The organism is Nostoc sp. 106C, assembly GCF_002154725.1.
Classification (GTDB): Bacteria; Cyanobacteriota; Cyanobacteriia; order Cyanobacteriales; family Nostocaceae; genus Aulosira.
The window spans coordinates 1-16,050 of sequence record NZ_MTAW01000221.1 but is presented as its reverse complement, the minus strand read 5'-3'; the positions used below and the strand labels follow the sequence as shown (position 1 = coordinate 16,050).

16 protein-coding genes and 1 pseudogene are annotated in these 16,050 nt (G+C 41.8%); 8 read left to right on the top strand and 9 right to left on the bottom strand.

The annotated features are described in order from the left end of the window. Positions 1-38 precede the first annotated feature (38 nt). The 7 genes from BV375_RS32350 to BV375_RS32320 all read right to left on the bottom strand — a co-directional run bounded on the left by BV375_RS32350 (position 39) and on the right by BV375_RS32320 (position 6,089). Positions 39-380: a cupin domain-containing protein gene (locus tag BV375_RS32350; RefSeq protein ID WP_086768177.1), complete on the bottom strand. Its 342-nt coding sequence runs from the start codon at positions 378-380 to the stop codon at positions 39-41. Between the two features lie 15 nt (positions 381-395). Beyond that, complete coding sequence (locus BV375_RS32345) at positions 396-1,565, bottom strand: zinc-dependent alcohol dehydrogenase (RefSeq protein WP_086688810.1); 1,170 nt, start codon at positions 1,563-1,565, stop codon at positions 396-398. A gap of 176 nt (positions 1,566-1,741) precedes the next feature. Then, a complete protein-coding gene (locus tag BV375_RS32340) occupies positions 1,742-2,308 on the bottom strand; it encodes a hypothetical protein (protein ID WP_086768175.1) in 567 nt (188 codons plus the stop codon). A gap of 53 nt (positions 2,309-2,361) precedes the next feature. Next, positions 2,362-3,531: a zinc-dependent alcohol dehydrogenase gene (locus BV375_RS32335; RefSeq protein WP_086768378.1), complete on the bottom strand. Its 1,170-nt coding sequence runs from the start codon at positions 3,529-3,531 to the stop codon at positions 2,362-2,364. Between the two features lie 122 nt (positions 3,532-3,653). Beyond that, entirely contained in the window at positions 3,654-4,352 is a 699-nt protein-coding gene (locus BV375_RS32330; RefSeq protein ID WP_086768174.1) for an SRPBCC family protein, read from the bottom strand. A gap of 137 nt (positions 4,353-4,489) precedes the next feature. Further along, positions 4,490-5,587, bottom strand: a complete 1,098-nt coding sequence (locus BV375_RS32325) for a DJ-1/PfpI/YhbO family deglycase/protease (RefSeq protein ID WP_086768172.1) — start codon at positions 5,585-5,587, stop codon at positions 4,490-4,492. 100 nt (positions 5,588-5,687) lie between these two features. Then, entirely contained in the window at positions 5,688-6,089 is a 402-nt protein-coding gene (locus BV375_RS32320) for a DUF2267 domain-containing protein (RefSeq protein WP_086768170.1), read from the bottom strand. Between the two features lie 355 nt (positions 6,090-6,444). Here BV375_RS32320 and BV375_RS32315 point away from each other — a divergent pair, with 355 nt between their 5' ends. The 3 genes from BV375_RS32315 to BV375_RS32305 all read left to right on the top strand — a co-directional run bounded on the left by BV375_RS32315 (position 6,445) and on the right by BV375_RS32305 (position 8,060). Continuing rightward, the gene (locus BV375_RS32315) at positions 6,445-6,858 is read left to right on the top strand and encodes a DUF6335 family protein (RefSeq protein WP_086768168.1); all 414 of its coding nucleotides are present in this window, start codon (positions 6,445-6,447) and stop codon (positions 6,856-6,858) included. Between the two features lie 167 nt (positions 6,859-7,025). Then, entirely contained in the window at positions 7,026-7,703 is a 678-nt protein-coding gene (locus BV375_RS32310) for a DUF1345 domain-containing protein (RefSeq protein ID WP_243714120.1), read from the top strand. Between the two features lie 111 nt (positions 7,704-7,814). Then, entirely contained in the window at positions 7,815-8,060 is a 246-nt protein-coding gene (locus BV375_RS32305; RefSeq protein WP_086768166.1) for a ChaB family protein, read from the top strand. Between the two features lie 236 nt (positions 8,061-8,296). On the opposite strand, the gene BV375_RS32300 is transcribed toward BV375_RS32305, so the two are convergent. After that, positions 8,297-8,689: a response regulator gene (locus BV375_RS32300; protein WP_086768165.1), complete on the bottom strand. Its 393-nt coding sequence runs from the start codon at positions 8,687-8,689 to the stop codon at positions 8,297-8,299. Positions 8,690-9,041: 352 nt separating this feature from the next. Beyond that, complete coding sequence (locus tag BV375_RS32295; RefSeq protein WP_086768163.1) at positions 9,042-10,760, bottom strand: GAF domain-containing sensor histidine kinase; 1,719 nt, start codon at positions 10,758-10,760, stop codon at positions 9,042-9,044. A 452-nt stretch (positions 10,761-11,212) separates the two neighbouring features. Here BV375_RS32295 and BV375_RS32290 point away from each other — a divergent pair, with 452 nt between their 5' ends. From BV375_RS32290 to BV375_RS32270, 5 genes and pseudogenes are all read left to right on the top strand, one after another. Next, entirely contained in the window at positions 11,213-12,406 is a 1,194-nt protein-coding gene (locus BV375_RS32290; protein ID WP_086768162.1) for an NAD(P)/FAD-dependent oxidoreductase, read from the top strand. An 83-nt stretch (positions 12,407-12,489) separates the two neighbouring features. Beyond that, positions 12,490-13,164: an HAD family hydrolase gene (locus BV375_RS32285; RefSeq protein ID WP_086768160.1), complete on the top strand. Its 675-nt coding sequence runs from the start codon at positions 12,490-12,492 to the stop codon at positions 13,162-13,164. Positions 13,165-13,389: 225 nt separating this feature from the next. Continuing rightward, positions 13,390-14,166: an alpha/beta hydrolase gene (locus BV375_RS32280; RefSeq protein WP_243714119.1), complete on the top strand. Its 777-nt coding sequence runs from the start codon at positions 13,390-13,392 to the stop codon at positions 14,164-14,166. Between the two features lie 8 nt (positions 14,167-14,174). Beyond that, a complete protein-coding gene (locus tag BV375_RS32275) occupies positions 14,175-14,780 on the top strand; it encodes a TetR/AcrR family transcriptional regulator (protein WP_086768158.1) in 606 nt (201 codons plus the stop codon). Positions 14,781-15,276: 496 nt separating this feature from the next. Then, positions 15,277-16,050 (top strand): annotated as a pseudogene (locus BV375_RS32270) (endonuclease); the annotation flags it as partial.

Genomic DNA, 16,050 nt, shown 5'->3' with positions numbered 1-16,050 from the left:
CAGGTTGAAATCCCCTAATATTGATTCTGAATTCTGCTTTAGTTCTCATCACGCCCATGCACTTGCGCAGGCGGGCTAGTGGCCTCAACTGCGGTAAACACTTCTAAAATTTTATATGTGTGGTTTGCTCCTTTAGGAACCACCCAAGAATCCCCAGGCTCTAACAAAATTGTTTGCCCTTCAATATGTAACTCGGCTCGGCCGTTAATTACATAACCGACCGTTTCATACTCGCGAGAGGTTGGGGGTTTATCTTCGCTCGGTTGTTCATTTTCCCAAAGACGCATTGCCACAGTCTTGCCAGATGCAAGATACTTCTGACCGAGTTTACCTTTAGGAGAATGGGTAGAGTCTACTTTCTTCACACTGGTGTCACTCATATTCCATTAATTTCCTTACGGTTTGAGTACAACTTTGATACAGTTATCTTTCTTGTGCTTGAAAATTTCGTAGCCGTGGGGTGCTTGTTCTAGAGGTAGGCGGTGGGTGATGATAAATGAGGGATCGATGTCACCCTTTTGAATATGGTCTAGCAATGGTTTTACATACCTGTGGACGTGAGTCTGTCCCATTTTGAAAGTTAGGCCCTTATTCATAGCAGCACCCATAGGTATTTTGTCCAAAAAGCCGCCGTAGACTCCGGGAATAGATAGGTGACCGCCTTTCCCACAAGCTACAATTGCTTGCCTTAATGCTGTCGGTCGGTCTGTTTCTAGGCGTACTGCTTGCTTTACCTTGTCGTACACCGCCATCGCATCCGTACCGTGTGCTTCCATCCCTACTGCATCAATACAAGCGTCAGGGCCACGACCTCCGGTCATTTCTTTGAGTGCTTCGCCAACATCCATTTCTTCGTAGTTGAGAACTTCGGCTTTGCCGTAGTCTTGAGCCATTTGTAAGCGTTCAGGGATGCGGTCAATAGCGATCACTCGTTCTGCGCCTAACATGTATGCGCTTCTAATCGCGAATTGTCCGACAGGGCCACAACCCCATACTGCAACGATATCACCGGGTTTAATATGGCAGTTCTCAGCTGCCATGTAACCTGTAGGAAATACATCAGTTAAAAATAGTACTTGTTCATCCGTTAAACCATCGGGAATTTTGAACAAGCCGACATCTGCAAAAGGTACTCTGGCGTATTCTGCTTGCCCACCAGCGTAACCACCCAATAAATGTGAGTAACCAAAAAGACCTGCTGGTGAATGACCCATTTGCTTTTCTGCTAGCCAAGCATTGGGATTAGAGTTATCGCATAAAGACCAGAGATCGCGTTGGCAGAAGAAACAAGAACCACAGGAAATAGTGAAGGGAACAATTACGCGATCGCCTACTTTTACATGTTTAACAGCAGTGCCAAGTTCAACGACTTCCCCCATAAATTCATGCCCAAGGATATCGCCTTTTTGCATTGTGGGAATGTAGCCATCGTAAAGATGCAAATCGGAACCACAAATTGCCGTAGAGGTAATTCTGATGATGGCATCACGCGGGTTTATCAGTTTGGGGTCAGGAACTGTGTCTACCCGCACATCATTGGCTCCATGCCAACAAACTGCTTTCATAATTATTAATCCTTAGGCTTTAAATTTTTTTTGTTTGTCAGAATTAATATCTTGATTAGTTTCAATTGAGAGACACGAATCATCGCGTCTCTACAATTAATTAAGAAATTGCTGACAATATCTTGATGTTCAACAGCTGAGTATTTTGGTGGGCAATGCCCACCCTACAAGCGTTCTTAGTTATTCTTAGAACCTGGATTGACAACTTCTCCTACTTTGCTTTTAACTGAATTCACAAAGTCTTTTGTAGCTCGCGGAGTGTCTTCATCTAAGTTTAACTTTTCGCGAATAGTATCAGCACCTTTTCTCAGTTTATTTTGGCTATTTTCAATCTGGTTACTATCGGGGGTGCCTTTGTAGTAAATACCTTCTGGTGTTTTTACCGTATCACCAATCGTGCCTTTATTGCCACCATTGTCATAGTATCCTCGATTGCCATAAGAGCCTCGATCTTCCCTAGAAAAGCGTCGATCATCATCAAAATTTCGTCTGGGATTATTGCCAGTATTTGGGTTTAGGGTATCTCTGGCTTTTTCTAATATATTCCTGTCACTGCTGGTATTGCCAACGTTATCGGGTGTTCCTTTGTAATAGATACCTTCTGGAGTTTTCACGTCGGCTTGTGCCAACATTCCATTACTGTAGCCAAAACTTTGCATTCCCAAAAACGCCAATCCCAAGAGCAAAACTACCATAATCCGGCGTAAAAGCACATTTTGTATCCAAGAAAATACACGTGTCATAGACATCCTCCGTTGCATTACAATTTGTTTATTGTTAATAGCTATGAGCTATTTCATGGTTTAAGAACAACTTTGATACAGTTGTCTTTTTTCTGTTGAAAAATGTGGTAACCGTGGGGTGCTTGTTCTAACGGTAATTTGTGGGTAACAACAAAAGATGGATCGAGTTTTCCGTCCAAAATGAGTTGTAGCAACAGATGCATATATTTCTGCCCATGCATTTGACCCATCCTAAAGGTTAGAGCCTTGTTGATAGCAGCACCGAAGGGCATTTTATCTACAAAGCCACCGTAAACACCCATAATGGAAAGAGTGCCACCTTTACGTGCAGCCACCATCATTTGCCGTAGTACATGGGGACGGTCAGTTTCTAATTTCAGCTTTTGTTTTGTCTGATCGTAGAAGTCTTCTAATCCAACACCATGTGCTTCTAAACCCACTGCATCAATGCAAGCATCGGGGCCACGGCCACCAGTCATCTCTTTCAACGCTTCGCCAGCATCAACTTCTTCGTAGTTGATTGTTTCTGCTTTGGCAAACTTTCTCGCCATTTCTAGACGTTCAGGAAAGCGATCGATCGCAATCACTCTCTCTGCACCCATCATGTAGGCGCTAATCATGGCAAACTGTCCGACAGCACCGCAACCCCAAACGGCTACGGTATCACCAGGTTGAATATCGCAGAATTCGGCTCCCATATAACCGGTGGGAATTGCATCTGAGATAAACAGCAGCATCTCGTCTGGTAAGTCGCGAGGAACCTTAACGACACCCACATCAGCAAAAGGTACGCGCACATATTCTGCTTGTGCGCCTGCATAACCACCCAATAGGTGAGAGTAGCCGTAAATTGCTGAGGTGATATTGCCGTATAACTTTTCTTCCATCCAACCTTTGGGATTGGAATTATCGCACAGCGACCACATATCACGCTGGCAATAATTGCAGTGACCACAGCCAATTGTTGAAGGAACAACGACGCGATCGCCTATTTTTAAATTATGGACTCCACTACCTACATCTACCACTTCCCCCATAAATTCGTGACCAATAATGTCACCTTGTTGCACTGTGGGAATATAGCCACCGTAGATATGTAGATCTGAGCCACATATTGCTGTGGAAGTAATTTTGATAATAGCGTCACGAGGGTTGAGAATTTTCGGATCTGGCACCGTCTCTACCCGCACATCGTTGGCTCCATGCCAGCAAACTGCTTTCATATTGATTAGTCCATAGTCATTGGTCATTAGTCATTGGTCATTGGTCATTAGTCATTAGCCGTTGGTCATTGGTTTTTCCTACAAATGACAAAGGACAAATGACTAATGACAAACCCTAATGACTACTGGCGTCCAGAGGGTTGACCTTCTGTGGTAGCGATTTCTCCAGCTTCCATGAGCATCTTGAAGCGACGCAAATCATCGCCAATTTGCTGTTCTGGTTCTTCACCGAAAAGTTTAGCGATCGCGGCACTTAACTGCCCACCAGGAATGTTATATTCTAGGACTACCTTGACCTCAGTTCCGCGATCGCCTGGTGCTTTTTGAAAGCGGATAAAACCAGAGTTATCAACATCTGCATTCGCTACTGAAGCCCAAGAGATAAATTGATTTTCCCGGTCTTCTAAAATGTCTGCATCCCATTCCACGCTGTTACCTAAAGGTGCATTGGCAATCCAATGAGAACGTGTCTCGTTATACACCTTCACAGATTTGAGATGCTTCATAAATGTCGGCAGATTTTCAAAGTTGTGCCAAAAGCGGTACAGTTCCTCTGCGGGTCTATTAATTGTTACCGTCTTTTCAACTTTGATTGGTTTGTTCATGCCTATCGCTTCCTGTGCTTGCTGAATCGTGCTTTGTTTGGTTACACCTTGATATATCAGGCCCCCGCCAGCCAAAGCTGTTAGTGCACCTCGTAAAGAGCCTTGTTTTAAACCCATCAGCACCATAGCTCCGCCACCGATTAAAGAAGCCCAACGTTCAGTTTCACTGGCTTCACCCTGACCTGTATTTGTTCTATCTCCTGGTGTCGCAGTCACTTTTTTATCTCCCGATTACAGTAAGATGACCACTGAAGACCCAAAGACTCTCTTCTATCTCTGGCTCTTTGCGCAATGGACACTTCTTTGGGAAAATCCCTACATGGAAGTGTCCTCTTCTGTGGTTCACTAACAAATTACATAGCTGTAGCTGCCCCTGTAGTAGGCTTGGGAGGTTTAACCTCCGCGCCTATACTTCCTCGATACAGCCCTACCAATCGTTGTTCGTATGTCAATAAATCTTGGTAAATTTGTTTGAAAATAGCGGTGGCAACTGGATCGGTAAACTGGGCACACAAATTACCAATATCGCCAATTCCTGTTTGCAAATCGCCCAAAGCGCAACGTATTTGATATACGTCATCGCTTCCTGTGAAGGCAGTTTTTACCTTGGCATATTGTTCGGCAATGTTTGTAGCTAAGGAGGGTTTTTCTTCTAGTCTATCGAGGTAAGATTCTAGTTTTTGGATATGGCGCTGTTTAGTAGCAATGAGTTCTTGAAAAGTGGATATTGCTTCGGTATTTGATTCTTTTTCGCGGTACTTCTCTAGTGCTTCTAAGGAATAACGCTCACCAGCCAGAGCAGTATTCAAGCCTTTAACGATATCTCCTTTAGTTGAGCCACCCCAAGCATCAGCCAGTTTCCACCACTCAGCAGATGTATCGGTTTCGTTTGGCAATGCAGCATCTTTACCACCGTAACCCAGCCGACTCAAAATCGCTGTGGTGAAAATCGCCAAATCCCCAGGTTCACGAGAAGTAATTAAATTAGCATCAACTACTAGCGGCTCATCTATGTAGTTTGCACCAGCATTGATGATGTCCTTGCGGATAGCACTAAAACCAGTAATTCTTTTACCTTTGAGCAAATCACCTTCAATCAAAAGTTGTGGGCCGTGGCAAACCGCAGCCACCCATTTTCCTTGTTGCACAGCCTCTTGTACGAAGCGTACTGTGTTAGGGTTACGTCGCATTTTGTCTGGAGCCATACCTCCAGGAATTACCACTGCATCATATTCCGCAGCTATGGCTTCTGTGGTAGTGGCATCAGGTTGGGTGCTAAGTTTACCTTGTTTACCTTTATATTTCTCATTCATGCGTGAACCGAGGATCACTACCTCCATTCCCGCTTGTTTTAAGCCATTATAAGGAACAGTAAATTCTGCATCCTCGACTCCATTTTCAATGAGGATAGCAACTTTTTTCTTGCCGGAATGATTGTTATGATTTACCATTTGATTTTCCCTGTACAACTATAGAATTCAACTACTTTGATAATTCGCTTCATGAACCTCGCTGCATTCTTTCTTTGCCATCATAAATTTGAGTTGTTTACTATGAAGGAACTTCGCTAGTTGGTGCGGTAGGAAAAAGTTCTTCATAATCATGAGAGAAATGTTTATGAAAAGCAGTAAATTTTTCTGGTTTAACTGCATTTTGTAGGACTGCAAAAACGGCCCGCACATGAATCGCGGCAGTTGTTGGTTCAATATCTTCTTTTTGACTGGCACGAGCAATAAACTCTTGCAAGTTAAATGATTGAGCAGATTCTCCCTGATTTCCGTCTAAATAGTTGCTCAGTTCATCAGGTAGCTGTGCAGCTAATTCTTTGGCTTTATCAGAGCCAATCCGTTCTTTAATTGTTTCCAATGTGGCACGGGTAGCACGTTCTGCCTCTGCACGAGAATTTGATTGGGCTAGGCTTTGTACATGGGTAATAAACTCGTTGTATTCCACTTTGTACCTCCGTTTTTCCCATAAATGCTACCTTTTAGCATTTAGGTAGCTGAGAGCAATAATCAAATTCAAAAAAAGATAAATTGAATATATCGTTAATTTTTTTGAATAAAAATTAGTTATGAGCAATAAACTATTAACCAAAACATTTTGTTTATTAACTTATTGCTCATAACTAATAACTTCAACTACACGGGTTTGACCATGAATTCATATTTACCAGAGTATTGTTCAAACAGTAAATTAACTTCGTTCCCAGGGGATAGATTGTTTTATTTCTAAAGTAATACATCGCTAGTAAGACAAGCTTCTGTTAGGAAAAGGTTATGCTAAACATGCAGAAATGGCTAGAATTATGGCAGAAAAAAATCGTAATGAAGAAATAAACTCTGATGATTTGCCTCAAGCAGTTACCGAATCTTACGGCACGGGTGTAAAAGACCTGCCAGGATACAATATCGGTGGGCGCTCCATGCAAGCAGAAAGACGCGAGTATACTGAAACCAGTCCTGAACTGACTGGTGGTGATGTTGATGCTTATTGGGAAGATGCAGATGCAGTCGGAGATGAAGCGGTTGGTGGAACTGTTGCTACTCCCGATCAAAACGTCACTGAGGAATTAGAAGCAGCTGTTGGGCTAGAAATGGACGATCGCGCTTTTCTCCGCACTAACGATATTTTAGAAGAGCGTGACGATCGCCGTTGGGAATTAGATCCGATGTCTTCTGAAGATTATCAACAAAGGCGATCTGATCCTGAGATAGAGTAAGTCTCTTATAATACTAATATTTTACACACCCCGCCCCGCCTTTAACTGTAGCTACGGTGGGGTGCTTTTATTCAAGGTAGTTCTCTAGTCTGGTAGTAGCCTGTCTAAGCTAAAATGTTGTATTAAAATCACTTACAATTAATTACTAAAATTGAAGATTTCTCGTAGTGCCTATTAGAATTAATTTGTTTAAAAATTTCGATCCGCGACCTAGGTTAATTATAGCTGTCTTTATTGCTACATTAGTTTCACTAATACTTCCCCATTGGCTACATTTACCTACCCGGATTCTCTGTGCTTGGAATTCAGGTTCTGACTTTTTTTTAGCCATAACTTGGTGGAAGATGAGCAAAGCTACTCCCGAAAAAACCCGTCGTTATGCTGAGAGTGAATACGAAGGTCGTTTGGCTATATTTATGCTGGTAATTGCTGCGGCTTGTGCTAGTGTGTTAGCGATCGGGTTTTTACTAACTGATAAAAAAGGCGCATCAGCAATTTTGCTGACCTTACACGTCATACTTTCCATTATGACAATTGTAGGTTCTTGGTTACTGGTGCATACAATGTTTGCTCTGCAATATGCACATAGCTATTATCAACATCAGCCTAATAGCAATAGTACTGAAGAAATAACTGGAGGATTAGATTTTCCTAATAATGATTATCCAGATTATTGGGAATTTCTCTATTATTCTTTTGTTATCGGTATGACTAGCCAAGTTTCTGATGTAGGAACAACATCTAGTGCTATGAGACGCTTAACTTTACTTCATAGCATATTATCTTTCTTTTTTAACACTACCATTCTAGCGATTACCATCAACATCATTGCCGGGCTGATTTAAAAATTGTTTTACTCAGCCAAAAGTATGGTGTTTGTATATCTCTACTTGCAGAGGAAATCTAATTTTGTATTTTTTACTATAAACCTAAGTTGAGATAATCGGAGTAGGTTTATGCCTTATAAGCAGATAGACGAATTACCTCAGGACATTAAAGATCAGCTTCCTGAACATGCCCAACAGCTTTTCTTTGCAGCATTCAATGCAGCTCAAGACAACGGTATGAATGAAGAAGCAGCTCGAGATGTAGCTTGGAATAGTGTTAGAAATGAATATGAGCCAGCTAATGGCGGTCAATGGCACAGAAAATCTGAAGATCCCCCAATTCACAATAAGGCTATCACTACTGGAGGCAATTAATTGCCTCTAAATAAATTTTAAATAAAAGGCGGTTGCTATTATTTACGAACCGCCTTTTGCTTATAAAAAACTTTAAACCTAAAATAAATAATAATCCTTACTCGTTTCTATAGCGATCTCAAATGATTTAAAATTACAGTCTAATAATCAATGGTATATAGGTAATCCACTCAACTAGGCACAGCCTAAAAAAGCTTTAACAAAAAAGGTTACAATTCTTGTAGGATTGTCACAGCTTATTCGCTAATAGCTGACAAACCAAGCACCTCTCGAGAAATTTTTAGAACATTTCTGGAACGAAAAGGCTTGGTCATATATAAATCTGCACCAGCCTCACAACCTTGTTGTTTATCAACCTCCTGTCCATTAGCAGTTAGCATAATAATATAAACATCTGGCATTTCTAGTTTATTTTTAACAGTATCACAAACTTCTATTCCGCTCATTTTCGGCATTATGACATCTAAAAACACCAGCTTTGGCTTTTCTGTTTGAATAATTTTCAATGCTTCTTCACCATTTTTAGCTATTAATATTTCTATTTTTTCCTCTTCTAAACTCTCAAGAGCTTCTTCTAGCAACAGACGAACACTAGTTTCATCATCGACAATTAATACTTTATTATTCATACAAATTTATAAGTCTCCTATTTATGTATTGATTATAAAAAAGTGTAAATAAATAGACTTTTTCTATGTTTACTGAAACTTGGAGTAACTTTCTGGAATTTAGGTTTCTTTAAACCTAAAACCTTTGTTTGTTAAATTGAACTAACTTATTAGTAATTGTTGTAGACATTATTGAATTCTGGATGTTGCAATAATATTGTATCTCTGTGTCTGTAATATGTCTGTCAGTATTTTTAAGGTTGAAGAGTTTTTATTGACTACTACAACCTTTGATCGGGTGATGCTAGCAAGAACTACCCTCATATTTACCATCTGTTATTTTTTGTGGATTGCCTTGCTTTAATTAGTTCAGTTAGTCGTTTGTAATAACCGTATTAGCAGATTTGAAGGCGCTTTGCATAACTGGAATTTCTATGCAGAAAGTAGTTCCTTCTCCAGGTTGAGATAAACAACGCAGCAATCCGCCATGCTTCTCAATAATTTGGTGGCTGATTGATAGTCCTAGCCCAGTACCTTTACCACTAGGCTTGGTGGTGAAAAACGGCTCAAATAATCGCTTTTGTAAGCTGTCTGGGATACCTGGACCATTGTCAGCAATTTGAATTTTCAGCCAAGAAGAGTCAACCATCGCAGTAGTAATGAGAATTTGGAATTGATCGGTGGTTTTTCCTGTGGTGACTGGCCATTGGCAGCTGATCATTGATTCCTCTAAAGCATCGATCGCATTAGCAATCAAGTTCATAAATACTTGGTTTAGTTGGTTGGCATAGCCTTCAACCAAAGGAATCTTGCCGTAATCTTTGATTACCTGAATGCCTAAATTCCTTTCTTTTGGCTTGAGTCGGCTTTGTAAAATCAGCAATGTGCTATCGATACCCTCATGAATGTCAACTGGCTTCATCTCCACCTGATCCAAACGGGAGAAGTTCCTTAAAGACAAGGCAAGTTGGCGCATCCGCCCAACTCCTAAAATCATCGACGATAGCATTTTGTTCAGATCTTCGATCAGAAACTCTAAATCAAGATTGTCAAGCACAGCTTGAATTTCTAAGGCTGGCTGCGAATAGTGCTGTTGATAAAGTTGCAACAAACCCAAAAGTTCTTGCGTAGATTGTTGAATATGGCTGAGGTTACCACTGACGTAGTTGATTGGATTGTTCATGTCATGGGCAACTTCTGCAACTAAATTACCCAATGAAGACATTTTTTCGCTTTGAATCAGCCTAGTCTGTGTATGCTGAAGTTCAAAAAGGGTACGCTGGAGTTGCTGTGCTTGTTCTTGGGCGACTTGTGCCGCTGTACAGCTTTGCTCGTAAAGTAGAGCTTTCTCGATCGCGCCTGCTGTTTGCAATGCCAAAATGCTAAGTAGTTTCCAGTCTTTAGTAGAGTATGTGGTTGGAGTCTCGCTGCACATAACAATTGCCCCAATCAGCTGTTTTTTAGACGTTAGGGGTACGCAAATGAGAGAACTTACTCTAGTTTGAAACTCCATAAATCTGGGATCGGCACAGACATGATTGATTATCTCACCGTTACCTGATTGAAGAATTGTCCCAACTATGCCATGACCTAACTTCAGGGGTTCTGTTATTGTACGAATCTGACCATATTCCCAAAGAATTTTCAGCCCACCAGTGTTGTCATCTAGCAACAAAATTGCACCGCTGGTAGAGTTAATTAAGTTTCTAGCTTCCTCAATTACCAATCGGGAAATTTCTTGAACATCTAGACTGGCTGTAACTTGTGTAGAAAGGTCTTGAAATAAATCTATTTCTTCATACTTTTCTAGCAATTCCCTAACAACTACTTTTTTGTCTTGTTGCTGTTGTGCTAGGTAAGAAACTAGAGCTGCAATGCCAGCACTTTTCTGATCCCCAATTACCCAACCAATAATTTCCTCTGAGAGGTTTACTGGATATCTATAGGATCTGACGTCACTATTAATACCAATTAGTGGTTTGCCATCTATATCTTCAATGCAGATAGCAGTGCCCATCTCCTTTTCCAAGTGGTTGAGGATGGCCAGGAATTCTTTTTGGGTAACTAGCTTTCTGAAATTGATTCGGGTCATCTAAGTTTAAGTTTGGCACTACCAATTCACAAGATTGTTGTTGTTAAACTAAGCTGGAAACATTACCAGGTAATATTTAGTTGATTAAGCAGCCGTAATCGACTTAACTTTATTGTTCCCATGCAAAGTACATAGAGTAACAAATGTACTCGTAAAACCTCATAACTGAATATCTAGGATGTATTTTTACTAGGATTAATCTTGGATGCGATCGCTAGTACCACTTACCATCGCAGAATTCGCTTTTCAGTAACTTTTATGTATAAAATTACTAACGTATTACAGAGATTTCTCAGCCGCTCAGATCTTGATTTCAGCTAGGGTGTAATATTACCCACCTAAGAACTGCATTAAGGGATATGCCTAGATTGTTGAATCATGGCATTAGACAGAAATAAATCATTACACTGAATGTTAGTTGCCCAGATGGGATTGACTGTCCCTAAGAAAAGATGACTCAACAAACTCATAGAATTGTAATCCTTGGTGGAGGCTTTGGTGGTCTCTATACTGCCTTGCGCTTGAGCCAGTTACCTTGGGAATCTACGCAAAAACCCGAAATTGTGCTAGTAGATCAAAGCGATCGCTTCCTCTTTTCTCCCTTACTATACGAATTACTTACTGGCGAACTGCAAACTTGGGAAATAGCTCCACCTTTCGCAGAAATTTTACAAGGCACAGGTGTACGTTTTTATCAAGCTGTTGTTGCGGGAATTGATATCGACCAGCAACGGGTACACTTACAAAATGGCCCAGAAATACCCTACGACCGATTAGTACTGGCCTTGGGTGGAGAAACCCCACTAGATTTGGTTGCTGGTGCGACCTCCTACGCCTACTCATTCCGCACAATTGCTGATGCCTATCGTTTGGAAGAACGCTTGCGGGTTTTGGAAGAATCAGATACTGATAAGATTCGGGTGGCAATTGTTGGGGCAGGTTACAGCGGTGTAGAGTTAGCCTGTAAGTTAGCAGACAGACTAGGAGAAAGAGGACGCTTCCGCCTCATAGAAATTACTGACCAAATTTTACGAACTTCCCCAGAATTTAACCGCGAAGCAGCGAAAAAAGCTTTGGAAACAAGGGGCGTATTTATCGATTTAGAAACCAATATAGATTCTATTGGGAAAGATACTATTTCTCTAGAATATAAAAATCAAGTAGACACAATTCCTGTAGATTTGGTGATTTGGACTGTAGGAACAAGGGTGAGTCCGGTAGTCAAATCGTTACCTCTCAAACACAATCAGCGCGGTCAAATCACTACTACAGCGACTTTGCAAGTTCTGGAACATACAGAAATCTTTGCTTTGGGAGATTTAGCCGACTGTGTTGATGCCCAAGGTCAGCAAATCCCAGCTACTGCTCAAGCTGCTTTTCAGCAAGCAGATTATACAGCTTGGAATATCTGGGCTTCCCTTACCAATCGCCCCTTACTGCCTTTCCAATATCAAAAATTAGGGGAAATGTTGTCATTGGGTGTAGATAATGCTACTCTCACTGGCTTAGGAATCAAACTAGACGGTCCGTTAGCATACGTAGCCCGTCGTCTTGCTTATTTGTATCGATTGCCAACTTTAGATCATCAGCTGAGAGTTGGTTTTAATTGGCTAGTCCGTCCTATTATAGAAACGCTTTCTCGGTAGCAAATAGTGCGTAAATATAACTATGCACTGAAGCTCTAATCAGGCACAATTCCAAATCCAGAATTCAAAAGCATAACATTTTGATGGAACGACCGAAAGTTATTTTTTTAGATGCTGTAGGCACACTCATCGGGGTTAAAGGTAGTGTAGGCGAGGTTTATCGTCAGATAGCCCAGGAATTTGATGTTGAGGTTTCCGCTGATACATTGAATAAAGCATTCATCGAAAGCTTTAAAACAGCACCACCACCGATATTTCCAGATACAGACTCACAAGATATTCCCCAACGTGAATTTGATTGGTGGCGGATAATTGCCCTCAATACTTTTGAAGGCGCAGGCGTTCTCAAGCAATTCTCTGACTTTTCGGCTTTTTTTAGCGAACTCTACATCCACTTTGGCACTGCTGAACCGTGGTTTGTCTATCCCGATGTTCTACCAGCTTTGGTAAATTGGCGACGAATGGGAATCGAGTTAGGGATAGTTTCTAATTTTGATTCCCGCATTTACTCAGTGTTGCAAAGTTTGGGATTGAGAGACTTTTTTACCTCCATCACCATTTCTACCCAAGCACGTGCAGCTAAACCCGATCCGCAAATTTTTGCTATTGCTTTGGAAAAACATGGCTGCTCACCTGAGGCCGCATGGCACATTGGTGACAGTGCAGACGAAGATTATCACGGAGCAAAAGCCGCTGGGTTGAGAGGTATTCTGATCAACCGTGAGCAAAAATTAGCACTCAGCAGTCAATCTTTGTAGTTGAGCTAGTCTGTCACTTACTGCTAACTCCGATCTCAATACTGTACTGTTCAGTTAGGTTATTTATCTATCAAATACTACCCCAACCCTCCTTCAACAGGAGGGCTATTTTTCTATAGTTTTTTATTGACTGTATGGTCAGTCATAAACTATATTGACGATAGTAGTAAGTACCATCAAAAGAAGATCGTTGACTACAGCATCTATCGTGACCGCCTAGGACTGGTGGTGAAAAGGAGGATGGATATGACAATGGATTTGCATTATGAAATTCAAGGTACTGGCGAAGCGATCGCCTTAATTCACAGTGGCGGCGCAGATTTACGCGACTGGCAATTTATCGCCCCACAGTTAGCGAAGAAATATCAGGTAATCACATTCGATGGACGCGGTGCTGGAAAGTCACCACCACCTTTGGAACCTGCTAATTACGTTGAAGATTTAACAAGACTCCTCGACCATATTGGCATTGACAAAGCTGCCCTTGTGGGGCATTCAATCGGCGGACAGATTGCTACTGATTTTGCCTTGTCCTATCCCCAGAGAGTATCTAAGCTGGTGCTAGTGGCTCCTGGACTTTCAGGCTATGAATTCTCAAAAGAAACGCAACAGTGGTATGCGCAAGTCATGGCGGCGGCTCCGGATGTAGAGAAAATGGTCAACCTGATGTTAGACGGGGCGATATATAGCACGGTGATGAATAGTCAACACAGCGAGCTGATGTATGAGATGACAAAGCACAATACACAGCGGTATTTTGATTGGAAGAGTTCCGAGCAAATATGGCCGCAACCGCCTGCGATCGCCAGATTACATGAGCTTCAAACAAAAACCCTTTTCATCATCGGCACAAAGGACAGTAAGGACCTCTTCCGCATCGCTGAGTTGTTCAAACAGGTTCCTGATATTCGCTTTGCCGAAATCGATGGGGCAGATCATATGCCGACCCTAACTCACTCAGGAGAAGTTTACACTCTGATCAGTCATTTTCTGAGCAAGTAAGAACAAAGATGCCACGCACACCAGAAGAGAACGAACGCATCCGTCGTGCTACCAAGGAGCAAATCCTCAAAGCCGCGATGGATCTTTTCTTCAGCAAAGGCTATCACGCCACCTCAATTGACGAGGTGGCCAAGACAGCAAATATCTCGAAGGGGCTTCTTTATCATTACTTCAAAGGCAAAGAGGATCTGTTTGCAGCTATGGTCGATGTCCGACTCAACGACCTGTTAATTGTCATGCAGGCGGCTGCGGTAAAAAAGACGCCTGCCGAGCAAATCCGCCATATTGCCGAGGGTGCGCTAGATGATGTCCGCCGACAACCTGAAGTTTTTCGTTTCTACCTCAACCTGTTTACCCAACCCAGACTCGATCCAGTCGTAGCTAAATATGGACAGAAGTTGATGGATGAGCAAGCAAAGCAGTTCGAGGTGCAGACTGAGATGTTTATAAAGCTAGGGGTTCCAAATCCTAGGAAGAGATCTATCTACTTTTCATCGACCTTACAGGGTATCATGCTGATGTTTTCGACCTATCCGCAGAGTTTTCCGTTGGATGAAGTCAAAGCGCAGCTAATCGAGGAGTTTTGCCCAAAAATGCCAAATTCTAGCCTCTAAGGAGCTTTCTTGCTATCAAAATTTCTTCGTTGTTTCATATCAAAAACATCCACTTATACCAAATCAAATAATGTTTGCGACACATCAATAAATATTCTAGAGGTCACGGCAGTGCCGTGCCCCTACAATCTGTCGCATTCTTTTTTCAAATTGGTATTAGTTGAGAGTGAATTTAATAAGTACAGGACTTACGCAAGCAAAATTTGTCATTGCGACCAGAACGTAGTGTAAGGAAGCAATCGCAGAGGTTGAGGCGATTTAGTATATCAAATTCGTTAATGAAATAGGGGCACAGCAATGCTCATGGTGTCAACTTAAGCTCTATCATTTATCCCACAAGCATTTTATCCCTCCCTTGTATCCCCTCCCCAAGCCTTCTTTCAAGGGTAGGGATTTAAGAAAGGGGCAATATAGCGAGTAAAATACAGAACTGAAGTCAGACCGCAAAAATAACTAAGGCAGATGCGGCGAAGAATGTCAGGGTGTGGGAGGGAAAATGCAGCTAGGAAAGAATGAGGAATTAAGACAATGGACGAGGACAGTCATAGAAAAGATGCCGCATCTGTCCAAGTCACAAGCAGTAGTACTAGCAATGTGGAGTTTTGGGATAGTCATGACCCAATCAAGCGGGCTGACAACAGTTTCGGTGTTTTTAGCAGAGCTATTGGGAAAAAAGGAAAATACAGTACGTCAGCAGTTACGGGAATGGTTAAGAGACGCAGAAGATAAAACAAAAACAAAAGATGGGCGGGCTTCATTGGAGGTAACATCTTGTTTTAGTCCGTTGTTGTCGTGGATTTTATGCCTATGGCCAGAATCAGAAAAACGGCTAGCATTGGCAGCAGATGCTTCCACATTGAGCGATAGATTCACCGTGTTAGCAATTAGTGTTGTCTACCGAGGTTGCGGAATTCCGATTGCCTGGAAAATAGTCGAAGCAACCAAACCCGGAAGTTGGAAGCCTCATTGGCAAGAATTATTTCGCTATATCAGTCAAACAGTTCCAGCAGATTGGTTTGTCATCGTTACCACAGACAGAGGACTTTATGCAGATTGGTTGTACCAACAAATCAAGAGTATTGGTTGGCATCCGTTCATGCGGATTAACCTTCAAGGACTGTTTCAAATTCAGGGTGAGAACTCTTGGCGACCAATAAATAGTCTTGTGCCAGAAGTTGGTCAGTCATTCCAAGCTTTGGTAACTTGTTTTAAAACCAACTCGATTGAGTGTACCTTGTTAGCTCGTCATGATGAGGGTTATGCCGACCCT

Coding starts and splice junctions, on each gene's coding strand:
- BV375_RS32350 (WP_086768177.1), bottom strand. CDS start 380: ATGAGTGACACCAGTGTGAAGAAAGTAGACTCTACCCATTCTCCTAAA.
- BV375_RS32345 (WP_086688810.1), bottom strand. CDS start 1,565: ATGAAAGCAGTTTGTTGGCATGGAGCCAATGATGTGCGGGTAGACACA.
- BV375_RS32340 (WP_086768175.1), bottom strand. CDS start 2,308: ATGACACGTGTATTTTCTTGGATACAAAATGTGCTTTTACGCCGGATT.
- BV375_RS32335 (WP_086768378.1), bottom strand. CDS start 3,531: ATGAAAGCAGTTTGCTGGCATGGAGCCAACGATGTGCGGGTAGAGACG.
- BV375_RS32325 (WP_086768172.1), bottom strand. CDS start 5,587: ATGGTAAATCATAACAATCATTCCGGCAAGAAAAAAGTTGCTATCCTC.
- BV375_RS32315 (WP_086768168.1), top strand. CDS start 6,445: ATGGCAGAAAAAAATCGTAATGAAGAAATAAACTCTGATGATTTGCCT.
- BV375_RS32305 (WP_086768166.1), top strand. CDS start 7,815: ATGCCTTATAAGCAGATAGACGAATTACCTCAGGACATTAAAGATCAG.
- BV375_RS32300 (WP_086768165.1), bottom strand. CDS start 8,689: ATGAATAATAAAGTATTAATTGTCGATGATGAAACTAGTGTTCGTCTG.
- BV375_RS32295 (WP_086768163.1), bottom strand. CDS start 10,760: ATGACCCGAATCAATTTCAGAAAGCTAGTTACCCAAAAAGAATTCCTG.
- BV375_RS32290 (WP_086768162.1), top strand. CDS start 11,213: ATGACTCAACAAACTCATAGAATTGTAATCCTTGGTGGAGGCTTTGGT.
- BV375_RS32285 (WP_086768160.1), top strand. CDS start 12,490: ATGGAACGACCGAAAGTTATTTTTTTAGATGCTGTAGGCACACTCATC.
- BV375_RS32275 (WP_086768158.1), top strand. CDS start 14,175: ATGCCACGCACACCAGAAGAGAACGAACGCATCCGTCGTGCTACCAAG.